This window comes from Mycobacteroides sp. LB1 (assembly GCF_013449725.1).
In the GTDB taxonomy this organism is placed as follows: Bacteria; Actinomycetota; Actinomycetes; order Mycobacteriales; family Mycobacteriaceae; genus Mycobacterium.
On sequence record NZ_JACCFF010000001.1, the window covers coordinates 1,183,376 to 1,195,484 of the forward strand.

The 12,109-nt window shown below is 63.7% G+C and carries 12 protein-coding genes; 2 read left to right on the forward strand and 10 right to left on the reverse strand.

The window, feature by feature from the left end; translation table 11 throughout:
• Positions 1-50 precede the first annotated feature (50 nt).
• The 7 genes from MLB1_RS05865 to MLB1_RS05895 form a co-directional block, all read right to left on the reverse strand.
• The gene (locus MLB1_RS05865; RefSeq protein WP_180748721.1) at positions 51-824 is read right to left on the reverse strand and encodes a class I SAM-dependent methyltransferase; all 774 of its coding nucleotides are present in this window, start codon (positions 822-824) and stop codon (positions 51-53) included.
• On the reverse strand, positions 821-3,001 hold the full coding sequence (locus tag MLB1_RS05870; RefSeq protein WP_180748722.1) for a molybdopterin-dependent oxidoreductase: 2,181 nt from the start codon (positions 2,999-3,001) through the stop codon (positions 821-823). Before MLB1_RS05870 ends, MLB1_RS05865 begins: the two co-directional genes overlap by 4 nt.
• A gap of 85 nt (positions 3,002-3,086) precedes the next feature.
• On the reverse strand, positions 3,087-4,217 hold the full coding sequence (locus MLB1_RS05875; RefSeq protein WP_180748723.1) for an ATP-binding cassette domain-containing protein: 1,131 nt from the start codon (positions 4,215-4,217) through the stop codon (positions 3,087-3,089).
• 149 nt (positions 4,218-4,366) lie between these two features.
• Entirely contained in the window at positions 4,367-5,791 is a 1,425-nt protein-coding gene (locus MLB1_RS05880; protein WP_180748724.1) for a hypothetical protein, read from the reverse strand.
• Between the two features lie 93 nt (positions 5,792-5,884).
• On the reverse strand, positions 5,885-6,481 hold the full coding sequence (locus MLB1_RS05885; RefSeq protein WP_180748725.1) for a DUF4126 domain-containing protein: 597 nt from the start codon (positions 6,479-6,481) through the stop codon (positions 5,885-5,887).
• 52 nt (positions 6,482-6,533) lie between these two features.
• A complete protein-coding gene (locus MLB1_RS05890; protein ID WP_219602570.1) occupies positions 6,534-7,112 on the reverse strand; it encodes a nitroreductase family deazaflavin-dependent oxidoreductase in 579 nt (192 codons plus the stop codon).
• Positions 7,090-8,589, reverse strand: a complete 1,500-nt coding sequence (locus MLB1_RS05895) for a carotenoid oxygenase family protein (protein ID WP_180748726.1) — start codon at positions 8,587-8,589, stop codon at positions 7,090-7,092. Before MLB1_RS05895 ends, MLB1_RS05890 begins: the two co-directional genes overlap by 23 nt.
• 46 nt (positions 8,590-8,635) lie before the next feature.
• Between MLB1_RS05895 and MLB1_RS05900 the strand changes: the two genes are divergently transcribed.
• Positions 8,636-9,391 (forward strand): TetR/AcrR family transcriptional regulator, encoded by a 756-nt coding sequence (locus MLB1_RS05900; protein WP_180748727.1) that lies wholly within the window; start codon positions 8,636-8,638, stop codon positions 9,389-9,391.
• Here MLB1_RS05900 and MLB1_RS05905 read toward each other — a convergent pair.
• From MLB1_RS05905 to rplJ, 3 genes are all read right to left on the reverse strand, one after another.
• Positions 9,388-9,702, reverse strand: coding sequence for a hypothetical protein (locus tag MLB1_RS05905; RefSeq protein ID WP_180748728.1), 315 nt, complete (start codon positions 9,700-9,702; stop codon positions 9,388-9,390). The two genes, MLB1_RS05900 and MLB1_RS05905, sit on opposite strands and share 4 nt — an antisense overlap.
• 100 nt (positions 9,703-9,802) lie before the next feature.
• The gene (rplL, locus tag MLB1_RS05910) at positions 9,803-10,189 is read right to left on the reverse strand and encodes a 50S ribosomal protein L7/L12 (protein ID WP_180748729.1); all 387 of its coding nucleotides are present in this window, start codon (positions 10,187-10,189) and stop codon (positions 9,803-9,805) included.
• 50 nt (positions 10,190-10,239) lie between these two features.
• Entirely contained in the window at positions 10,240-10,770 is a 531-nt protein-coding gene (gene rplJ / locus MLB1_RS05915; protein ID WP_180748730.1) for a 50S ribosomal protein L10, read from the reverse strand.
• A gap of 371 nt (positions 10,771-11,141) precedes the next feature.
• Here rplJ and MLB1_RS05920 point away from each other — a divergent pair, with 371 nt between their 5' ends.
• Complete coding sequence (locus MLB1_RS05920; RefSeq protein ID WP_180748731.1) at positions 11,142-12,077, forward strand: alpha/beta fold hydrolase; 936 nt, start codon at positions 11,142-11,144, stop codon at positions 12,075-12,077.
• The last annotated feature ends 32 nt before the right edge of the window (positions 12,078-12,109 follow it).

A 12,109-nucleotide genomic window follows, 5' to 3' on the forward strand; every position in this document is an offset into this window, starting at 1 on the left:
AGTATTTTCGGCGTTTCTTTTTTGCCCTTACATATACGCAGACTGCCGTGTCAGCCGGGCTTGACGGCCCCAAGCGTCTGACTGAGCCCGGAGACGTACTGCCGCTGGTCGGTTAACCCATGTCGGATGAGCACCCGGGGGAAGTGAGCACGATCGAACATGCGGAATGACATCGGCCGCGCGAACAGACGCTGACTGGAATGGGTGAACCTGGGGCCACGCAGGCACGAGGTGAGAATCGCGATCCGGCCACCCGGTTTCAGAACACGAATCATCTCGCCGACCACCGTGTCCGGATCCTCCATGAAGTACAGCGCTCCATAACAGGACACCGCGTCGAAGGTGTCGTCGGGAAACGGCAGCCGCACGCCGTCGGCACGGAGGAATCCGAGCTGACCCGCCTGCCCCTGGTGGGTGGGATTCGCAACCGCCTCGGCGAGCATGTTGGCGGCCGCATCCAGCCCGACTACCAATCCGTCCGCACCAACAGCCCGCACCGCCCGTCGCGCGGTGTTCCCGGGGCCACACGCGACATCGAGCACCCGGTCGCCGGGCTCGATCGCCAGCAGGTGCAGCGCCCGTTCGGTCTCCCTGGTCCCCGACTGCGCGGTCAGAACCGCGAAGGCGAATGACCGCCAGAACCTGTCGTACACCCAGCTGAAGACTGAGTTCTGCATCGTGTGCTGACCCAGGTGTAGACGGACATTCTGTGGACCCATGATGTCGAGATAGCCTTCGCCCGACGTCCGCACCGGGACAGTGAGCAGACCCTCGATCTGCTCCAGGGCGGTACCCGCAGGGGCATGGTCCTGTGCGCCCGTCATACGCGCTCCACCCTGACGGGCACCCCGTTGAGGCGCGCCATCCCTGCCAGCGCCTCCAGGTCCTCGGGCTCGCTTGACGTCAGCAGATTCACGTTGGCGCCTGGGTTCGCGTTCGCGGTCTGCCACGCACCCCCACGGTTGTGACCCCACCCGTGCGGCACCGCGATAACACCGGGAACGATGTCCTTGGTCGTCGCTGCGGGCAATTCGATCTCCCCATGCGGCGATTGGATTCGGATCCGGTCGTCCGTGGCAATTCCCAACCGATCGGCGTCGTCGACGTGCAGCTGGGCACGTTGCACCCGCGCACCGCGCATGAGCGTCGGCGAATTATGCATCCATGAATTCTCCGAGCGCATCTCCCGCATCCCGATCAACCGCATAGGGAATTCCGGATCGTTGCGTCGCTCGGCAAGGGACACAATCTCTTTCGCTATCTCCTTGTGTTGCAATCGTATTCGACTACTGCGATAGACCACCGCTCGACGCAGGCCACCCGCCCGCACCATGGGTGCCACCACCTTGCCGTGCGGGTGCTGCTCGACCAGCTTCCGGAAGCTGACCCCACTTCGACGCAATCCGAACCAGTCGCCGCCCTCACCGAACCGGACGATCAGGTCGATCAACGGCCGCGGGTTGAGCCGCGCACCGAACAACGTCAGCAGCGTGCGCAGGCCATGAACAGCTCCGAGCACCGGGGTCATGCGCCACAACCGCGCCATCAGATCGTCGATGATCTCCCATTCCTGTCGAGCGAGCCCCGCCGGCGGCACCACAGCCTCGCTGGCCTGACGGAACGGTGTGGGCTGCATCGATGTGAACGGAATCGGGAAATCCTCACGCTCGTACATCGTCGTCGCCGGCAGGATGTAGTCGGCGTGGGCATTGGTCTCGTTGACATAGAGATCGATCGAGACCATGAGGTCGAGCTGCTTCAGCGCCGCTTCCAGCTCGTCTCCGTTGGGTACCGAGAGCACCGGATTGCCCGCACTCACGAACAGCCCGTGTACCTGCCCATTGCCCGGTGTGGTCATCTCCTTGGCCATTAGCGCTGCGGGTTCGGAGCCGAGCACGGAGGGGAAACCGCCAATCCGGGACCGCCGACGTCGGTAGATCGCGCCGAGTGCCGCACCGGCCACCTTCATCGCATACCGCTCCCCCGGGAAACCGAACGAACCGAATACCTGCCCACCGGGGCTGTCGGCGTTTCCGGCCACCAGGTTCACGACGTTGAGCAGGTAGCTCGTCAGCGTCCCGTTCTCGCCGAGGCAGATGCCGACGCGTCCGTACACCGCAGCACGACGAGTGGTGGCCAGATCGCGCGCCAGCTGTCGCACGGTTTCCGGATCGATGCCGGTGTGCGCCTCGGTGGACTCAGGAGTGAAGTCCCCGGCGATCGCTTCGAGCCAATCTATTCCATTGGCCTGCTTGATGATTCGATCACGATCCACCAAGCCCTCAGCGAATATCACCTGAATGAGGGACAGCAGCAGGAAGGCGTCACCGTCGGGCGTGATGCCCAACCATTCGAACTCCGATGCCGTCTCGGTCCGGCGCGGATCGATGACGAGAACCCTTCCCCCGCGCTTGACCACCTCCCGCATCCCGTCCTTGATCCGCGGCATCGATAACGCACTACCATGTGACACAACAGGATTCGCACCGATCACCACCAGTAAGTCGGTGCGCGGAATATCTGGGATGGGGAACACCACTGGCGATCCGTAGAGAAGCTGGCTGGCGACGAGCTGATTGTTGATGTCCTGTGATCCCGCCGTGAACAGGTGGAATCGGCGACCAATGCCGTTGGTCACCAGCTGAAGCCACATCACGTGCGAGTAGCTGAACGCGCCCGGATTTCCGAAGTACCAGGCCAGCCCACCCGATCCGTGGGCGCGGTGGATCGCACGTACCCGTGCCGCGATATCGGCCATCGCGGTTTCCCAATCCACCGGCTCGAACTCGCCGGAGGCGGTGCGTCGCAGCGGGGTGGTGACCCGATCGGGGTCGTTATGGACCTCGGCAAAGGCAATGCCCTTTTGGCACGCGAAGCCCGAGGACAGTGGATTCTCTTTGTCGGGGCGCAACGAGAGCAGCTTGCCGTCCTCGACTGTGGCGACCATGCCGCAGAGGGGTTCACAAATACGGCAATACGTGGACTTCGTTTCGACTGTCATAGTCGGCACCGCTTTCACGCACGTCAACAGGGCTGGACCCCATTCGATAACGTGCGTTCGCAAATATCAACCCCTGGTGTGCGCCTTACTGCCGCACGGGCGGGATCTGGCCCGTGGGGGTGTCGTCGTCGGCCGGGGTGTTGATGCGCTGGGTTGGCGCTTCGACATGCGGCGGCGCCAGCGTGGCGGTCGCCGCGGTACCGGGCTCATCCGCGAAGGTGTGCACGGGGAACTGGTGAGTGCCGGCAAGGCTGTCCTGGATAGCGGCCTGCGCGCTCGGCGGCAGCGAGTGCATGAGCTCACGCACCCGTGCCTGGCGGCGACCGACGGCCGCCCGCTCCGGCATACCGGGAGTGGCGATGATCTGCGGCGGCACACCCTCGATCTCCTCGACGCCACCGTCGTGGTGTCCAGCGTCGACGAGGGCCTGCTCCTCGGCCATGGTGGCCTCGTCCTTTTCCTCGGACATACCGATCGGCCCAATGCGGCGACCGTTGAGGAACTGCCTGATCACCGGCTCGTCACTGGTCAGGAGCACCTCACGGGGGCCGAACATGACCAGTTGGCGGCGGTACAGCATGCCCATGTTGTCCGGGACTGTCCGGGCGATGTTGATGTTGTGCGTCACGATCAGGATCGTGGCGTCGATCTGCGCGTTGATGTCGATGAGCAGCTGGCTCAGGTATGCGGTACGCACCGGGTCCAGACCGGAGTCCGGCTCGTCGCAGAGGATGATCTGCGGGTCTAGCACCAACGAGCGGGCCAGGCCTGCGCGCTTGCGCATACCGCCGGAGATCTCACCGGGGAACTTGGTCTCGTGGCCGGTCAGACCCACGACGTCAAGCTTCTGCATGACGATGTCGCGGATCTCGGATTCCTTCTTCTTGGTGTGCTCACGCAAGGGGAAGGCAGTGTTGTCGTACAGGTTCATCGAGCCGAACAGCGCGCCGTCCTGGAACATCACGCCGAACAGCTTGCGGATCTCGTACAGCTCCTTGGAGGAACACTCCATGATGTTGGTGCCGTCGACGTAGATGGCGCCCTGCTCCGGACGCAGCAGGCCGATCAGCGACTTCAGGAACACCGACTTACCGGTACCGGACGGCCCCAGCAGCACGCTGACCTCACCCGGCGGCAGGGACAGGCTGACGTTCTCCCAGATTCGTTGTGAACCAAAGGACTTCGTCAAACCCTCAACGGAGACTTCTGCACCCACCAGGCGATCCTTCCGCAACACGCACACTCCGCCACGAACCCGGCCAGGCTGTGGTTCGGATCACTTTAGCGCATGCCCAGGAGCTGCATCGCGTTTGTACCGAGACGGGACCATCGACTGGCTAACTGTGATAACCAGGCACTACGCGGTTAGTACCGATCGGTTTCCTGCTCATCCACGAGGTCATCCTCTAAGTCTTGCGCCGCCCGCTGGGCCTCCCAACGTCTTGTGATCACCGGGACCACGGTGAGCGCACCCAATCCCAGGATTGCGATGACGATCGGTACCGCCGAGGTCCGTACCAGCTCCCCCACGCCCTCCGCTTCGCCCGAGATCACCTTCTCGACGAAGCCGCCGAGAACCCGGCCCGCGTAGAGAGCCGTCACCATCAGGCCCGCGGCCGTGGCAAGCATGGACCGCGACACTCCCCGAAATGCCACATAAAGGACCCAGACGGTCACGGTGCCGAGCCCGGCGCCAAACAGGGCCAGCCCCGGCACCAGGGTCCACAGACTGTGCATCTCTCGTGACTGAGCGAGGTCCGTTGCCGGCTGCGCGAGTGCCTTGAAGATCACCAATCCGGCGATGAGTTCGATCGCACCGCATATCGGCACCACCCAGCCCGCTCCGCGATCCAGTAGTCGGCCGGTGACCGGCGCGAACGCGGCAGCCGTTATCCACAGCGCCAGTAGCGGGGTATTGGTCGATCCGCCATTGGCCATTATCCAATCGACCGACATCGATTGCATCGCGCTCAACGCAATGACGATTCCCAGGGCGAGGGCTCCGACGAAACCCACGACGAGCCCACGCCGTGAGATGAGGGCGCGTGGGACAAACCCCTGCGCATGCACCTGGCGGATCCAAAGCATGAGCCCGGCAAGGGCTACCAAACCCACCCCAGCGGCGGCCATCGCCGAGGGAGACGACGCCCTGATGGCCAGGAAGTAGATCACCCCGGAAATCCCGATCATCCAGAGCGCCGCACCGGGCAGATCAAACTGCTCGAACGTGCTGACGGGCTCGATCGACGGCCCCAGGATCGAGGCGAGGAAGACGAGGAGCGTCAGCACCAGCACGCCGCAGATCACCAGGCTCCACAGATCGAAGGGCACGACATCGGCCGCGGCCACCATGACGCCGTAAGCGCATGGAGTCATCGCCGCCCACAAACCGATCACCACCCCCCGCGGGGCATTGACCTCTTGCACGATGACGATGAGCGAAGCCACCGTTGCCAGCGCTAAGGCGGTATCGCTGCCCGCGTACAGCAGACCGGTAGGAGCCATCGATACCGGCAGTAGCGCACCCAGGGTGCTCGTCAGCGATAGCCCCGCCGCAACCGTCAGGAAGCTGGAGGGGCGCAGATAATTCGAGAGGCGTGCAATGAGAAGAAGTGGAGCGACCGCCAGCACAGTGCTCAGAGCGGTGCTCCACCCAGACCAATGCACAGCCTGCGGATCCCCGGCCATTCGGCTCGCCAGCGCGAGGTCCTGCACGCTACGTCCGAGCTCGGCCGACAACAGCACCGCGCACGCGATGAGAACGTTGCGTGCGATCCCGACCCGACTCATGCGCCCTCCCTTGACCACGTGACAGGCCACGTTTGGTCAGGCCACTGTACGAAGTGGGGTCGATGTTCGCGGGGTTTGGCCCGGTCCCATGACTTAAGGCTCTGTCGCGGTGGCGCGGCGTCGGCCGCGCGCCCATCGGATGGCCCGGAAGGTCAGCCATCCAAGTCCGACCAAAAGCACCAGCACCACAACGAACGCGAGAATCGGCACCGCCAAGGCCAGAATCGTCAGCACCAGCGAGGTGCCGTCCTCAGCGGTCGAAACCAGGGGATTGCCCACGCCTGCAGTGGTTCCGGTGACGAAGGGGCGCGCAACCGTCCGACCGGCGTGCACACTGCCCGCGGTGATGGCCCCGAGAATCGCCGCCACCGCCGGTGGCAGATTCGACGAGAGACTCGTTTCGGCCGTGAACAGAATGGCTCCCGATGCCGGCGCAATCAATGTCCCTACCGCGTGCAAGAAGGAGTCCAGGGCCGGAATCTTATCGCCGACGAGATCGAGTACGAAAACGATCCCGACGACAATGAGCGCCGGGGTGGAGGACAGCCAGCCGTACGACTGGCCGAGCTCGATCCAGCCGAATCGGTCGGCGGCACCTACCGCAAGTAACGGCAGCCAGGCGTTCAGTCCGGCAGCACCCGAAAGCCCGAATGCCCCGAGGATGGCACTGATAGCCGCGGTGATCTCCATGTCATAAGTGTGACGCCGTCACGAAGGTTTCAGTGACGATTTCCTGACACCGTCACACTCGTGAGTTGAGTTCGACGACGAGCGAAGTCCCACCTTCGAACCAGGCCCGATGCAGTTCGATGATCTTCCGCCGCGATGGCAACCCCTTGCGGTGAAACAGGTTTTCGGCATAGTCGAAGGGGTGTACGACACCGCAGAATCGCTCGCGGGCCGCCTCGTACACCGGGTCGGCGGGCGCGATCTGGCGGGCCTCACCGATGTACGTTCCGTCGGTGAGCCGCAGCCGCACCGCCGGGTTGGCCTGAATGTTCTTGACCCACAAGGTGTGCTGGCCGGTGATCGCGACCAGGTATGCCCTGTCCCCGTCGCGCACCGCCTTGATGTACGTGACGCGGGGACTACCGGACTTTCTTCCGATGGTGGTGAGTATGCCGACACCTCGAGGCACCCGGATCGCGAACCACGGTCGATGCACCGCATGCAGCACGCTGGCGAAACGGCGGCGTTCCGCCAGCGCCCCTCCTGTCGTGTCCAGACCGGGCATCCGCTCGAAGACGTACCGCCCGTCCGTGTAGCGCAAGGAATCCGGGATGGGGTCGTCCATGGTCTCAGCGGGGAGCCCAGTTGCCATGGAACCCTGCCGGAACCCGCTGCGGCAGATGCACTGTCGCCATCAGATCGAGAGTGCCCGCATCCAGGAGCAGTAGCTGCCCCTCATCGGATCGGCGGTCTACGGCGAATCCGATCAGCACACCGTCGTCTTCGGTGGCCGCCGCCGGATTCGGCACGAACGACACCTCCCCCAGCACGACGGCGGGGTCCAGTCGGCTCGAAAGGCTGGTTCCGGTCTCGTAGTCGTACTTGACGATGCTGGCTCCCGCCGCTTCCCCGGCGCTGAAGAAGTTCTCGACATCCGGCAGGTACCCGTAGCGGTGCTTCTTACCTGTCAGAGTCTCGTTGATCCGGGGGAATTCGAGGTGCCGGTCGTCCTTGCGCTCCATGTGCACCACACCCTTGGTGAGGTCGATCGTCCAGCGATCGAGCTGCCCCTTGGCGTCGCTGGGACCCAGCACGTCCTGCGAGAACATCGAGTCGTACCGCACCAGGTCGATCACGAGCACCTCGGAACCGTTGCGGGTTTCGGAGTACCCGTTGAGCGGGTGGAAGACGTAGCACGGGGCGATCTCGAACCAGCGCACGTCACCACTACCGCCCTCACGCGGCATCACGCCAATCCGGGCCGGGTACTTGGTATTCCAGGAATACGGGATGGACGGGGAATTGCCCGAGAACTGGCTGGCCTTGGCCGCGATGGGACCAGGAATCTTGACCTTGCCGATGATCGAATTCATGACGAGCTGGGCGGGCTTGCGCAGCAGCCGCGGCACCGGCACCGACTGGCTGATCATCGACATGTCCAGGGTGACCGGCAGATCATAGAAGACGACGTACTTCTCGGTGAGGGTGAAGTCGTGCATCATCGGCGCACCGTGTACTTGGATGTCAACGGTCCGGCGGGCACGGCCGTCGGTGCCGATCACGGAATACTGGATGGTGCTTCCACGCGTGAAAGAGTATGAGACGGCATGCATTTCGCCGGTGTCGGGATCGGTATGCGGATGTGCGGTGTATCCGCCCGGAAGGGTGCCGTCGAAATCGCAGGTGCCTACCGTGTCAAGGTCCTCGGTGAGTTCGTAGTTGGCGATACCGCCCTCGACCAGGGCGATCGTGCGCCCGGCGTGTTCCATCACGCTGGTGTTCGGTCCGATAACCCCCATACCGGCGCGAGTGCTGATGCCACTAGGACGCGGCTCGCCGAGCGCCTTGCTGACCGACGGAGTGCGGACCCAGCGATTGCGGTACCACTGCGCCTTGCCGTCGCGCAGCGACAGTCCGTGCACCATCGCGTCCCCACTGAAGAGGTGATAGGTGGCCGGATCGACCTCGGAAGCCGGGTTGGGACCGTTGCGCAGATACCTGCCGTCGAGATGATCGGGCAGGGTCCCGGTCACCTCAAGGTCGACGCTGTCCATTTCCCGCTCGACCGGTTCCCAGATTCCGGTCAGGTAGGGGCTCGTGACGGTAGTCGGTTGGGCGGTCGCGGTCATCGTTGTCCTCCAGGGCTGGGTGGCATAACACTGTTATTACGACGTTATGGTGAATCTACTCCCGTTGTGCGAACATGGCAAGACCATGAGCTCATCCGTGCCGAAAAATAGTCAAGAGAACGACCGGAACGCCGCCCGCAATCCCCGGGTCGACCTTGTCTCCGCAGCCGTACAGCTTCTGAACGAGCAGGGCCCCGATGCACTGCAGACGCGCAAGATCGCCGCTGCCGCCGGCACCTCCACCATGGCGGTCTACACATACTTCGGTGGTATCCGTGAGCTCATCGCCGAGGTAGCCGAGGAGGGGCTGCGACAGTTCTCCGGCGCACAGGCAGACGTACCCCAGACCGACGACCCCATCGCCGATTTCATGGTGACGGGCATGGCCTATCGGCAGTTCGCCATCGACTACCCACACATGTACCGACTGATGTTCGGCGTTACGAGCGCGCACGGTATCAACGCCCCCAGCCGCAACATGTTCAACACCGTGCACCTGACACCGCAGCACGCCAGCGCCACACAGCTCTATCGCAGTGTGCAACGCGCGATGGCCGCGGGCCGGATCGACGGCTCCCCCGACGACGCCGCAAAGGTCGCCGCGACCGCCGCCAAGTTCTGGACCATCATGCATGGGTTCGTCATGCTCGAGCTGGCCGGTTTCTGGGGTGAGGATGGCGTGGCGGTGGGCCCGGTGCTGGGCTCTATGACCACCGATCTGCTTATCGCACTGGGCGATACCCCCGAACGGGTGAGCAGCTCGGCGGCCATCGCCGCGACCCGGCTTGCCGCGTCGATCTAAGGAGCCCAGGAGATTTCATAACCGTCGCCTTCCTTCGGCAGCGGGACGGGAGATGGCGGCAGGACGGGCTGGGACAACGACTTCTTGTCATGCATGGCCGTCATGGCGCGGGTTGCCGTTGCAATAGGGGCGCGCATATCGAAAGCGAGACGCGCCATTAGCCGGCTGCGTAATTCGTCATCGGTCGGCGTCTTCGTTCGTGGTCCGACTGTGGGTACGGCCGAGGTCGGGGTGCGGCGACCGCGCCGAGTGCGAAGCACTATAAGGACGACCACGAAACCGGCCAACGCGACGAGTAGATAGGCGCTCATACAACCGAGTGTCCGGATTCCGATGGCTTCCCGCAGGGATCAAAACGAAACCGGCCCCGGAAATCCGAAGATTCCCGGGGCCGGTTCGCGGTACTGCGGACTACTTGACCGAGACGGTGGCGCCAGCGGCCTCGAGCTTGGCCTTGGCGTCGTCGGCGGCCTCCTTGGCCACCTTCTCCAGCAGCGGCTTGGGGGCCGCGTCAACCAGGTCCTTGGCTTCCTTCAGACCCAGGCCGGAAACGATCTCGCGCACAACCTTGATGACGCCGATCTTCTTGTCACCGGCGCTCTCCAGGATGACGTCGAACTCGCTCTGCTCTTCGGCGGCCTCGGCGGCCGGGGCAGCGCCACCGGCAGCGGCGACGGCGACCGGAGCGGCAGCGGTGACCTCGAAGACCTCTTCGAAGGTCTTGACGAACTCGGACAGCTCAAGCAGCGTCAGCTCCTTGAAAGCATCGATCAACTCTTCGGTGCTCAGCTTTGCCATAATGTTGGTTCCTTCCTTGATTTACAACAGGTTTGGTTGGTACTGGCTTGTCAGGCAGCCGATTCCTCGGCGGCCCTCTTCTCCTGCAGGGCGGCGGCCAGGCGTGCAACCTGAGACGCCGGGGCGTTGAACAGCCCGGCGGCCTTGGCCAGGTTGCCCTTCATAGCGCCGGCCAGCTTGGCCAGCAGCACCTCGCGCGATTCCAGATCGGCGATGCGCTCAACCTCGGCAACTGACAGAGCGCGGCCATCCATGTAGCCGCCCTTGATGATCAGAGCCTTGTTATCTTTCGCGAAGGTCTTGATGGCCTTCGCAGCGTCCACGGGCTCACCCTTGATGAACGCGATTGCCGTTGGGCCGCTGAACAATTCGTCCAGACCCTCCACACCGGCATCCGCAGCCGCACGCTTAACCAGCGTGTTCTTGGCCACGGAGTAGGTGGCGGAAGTACCGAGAGCGCGACGCAGGGTGCCCAGAGCGGACACCGACAAGCCGCGGTACTCGGTGATCACAGTGGCAGTCGAACCCTTGAACTGCTCAGTGATCTCGGCAACGGCGGAGACCTTTTCAGTCTTAGCCATGTATTGCCTCCTCATCTCGTTTCGGTCGTTCCACCTGGGACAGCCGACAAGAGAGGGGCCGAAATGATAAACGCCCCGACGCAGGATGCGGTCGGGGCGCGATAACCTACGGACTTCTCATCCAAAGGTCGAACCTCGTCCTCCTGCGTGGGCCGCCGAGAATCATCTCGGACCTTCAACCTCGCAAGAGGTGACCGACGGTCTTCGGTGGAGCTGCATCAGGCTACCGCAGGTCGGGTGCACAATCCAAAACCCTCTCCGGCGAACGTGTGCCCTATGCACGTAAGCTGCGCCGTTTGGGTGTGTATCCCCCACGCTCGACGCATCTCAGGTCCTCGACGCATTCAGGTCGTAGTGGTAGCAAGGAGGACGTGCCTTCGCAGCCTGAGGCGCCATCCCCCACCCGGACCGGCGTCGCCCACAATGGCGATATCGAGCTCTTTTACGAGGACTTGGGTAAGCCTGAGAATCCCGCCGTCATCCTCGTGATGGGAGTGGCAGCACAGCTCCCGATGTGGCCGGACGGGTTCTGCCAGCGGCTCATCGACAGCGGTTACCGGGTGATTCGCTTCGATAACCGCGATTGCGGGCTGTCGACCAAACTGGACGGCCACCGAGCGCCGGGACCGATCTATCGCCGCGTGGTGCGCTACGCGTTCGGCATAGGCAGCGAGGTCCCGTACACGCTGGTCGATATGGCCGGGGACGTCCGCAGCCTCATGGATCATCTGAGCATCGAGCGGGCTCATATCGCGGGTGCCTCGATGGGCGGCATGATCACGCAGGTCTTCGCGGGCACCTTCCCCGAACGCGTCCATTCGGTCGGCATCATCTACTCGGCGACCGGGCGCCCGTTCTCCCGGCTGCCATCCTGGGAGTTGATCAGGACCGCCATGACTGCCCCGGGCAAGGACGCTACGGCCGCGGAATGGCTCGAATTCGAGATCAACAACGGCATCGTCTACAACGGGCCCGAAAACCTTCCCTCCCGCGAGCAGCTCCGTCGGCGCATCCTTGACCATAAGGCCCGCAGCGACTACCCGATCGGCACCGTGCGGCAGTTCGACGCCATCCTGGGCACCGGCAGCCTGCTGCGGTTCACCCGCGCCATCACCGCCCCGACGGTTGTTATCCACGGCCGCAACGACCCATTGGTGCCCTATCAGAACGGGCGAGTGGTGGCCAAGAACATCCGCCACTCGCGTTTCGCGCTCATCGACGGCATGGGGCACGATCTGCCGGAACCTGTCTGGGAACCCGTGACCAGAGAGTTGTTGGCAACTTTTGACAGCTGCGTACAGGACTGAGTAGGGCCGCGCGGGCCCGATGCGGCACACTT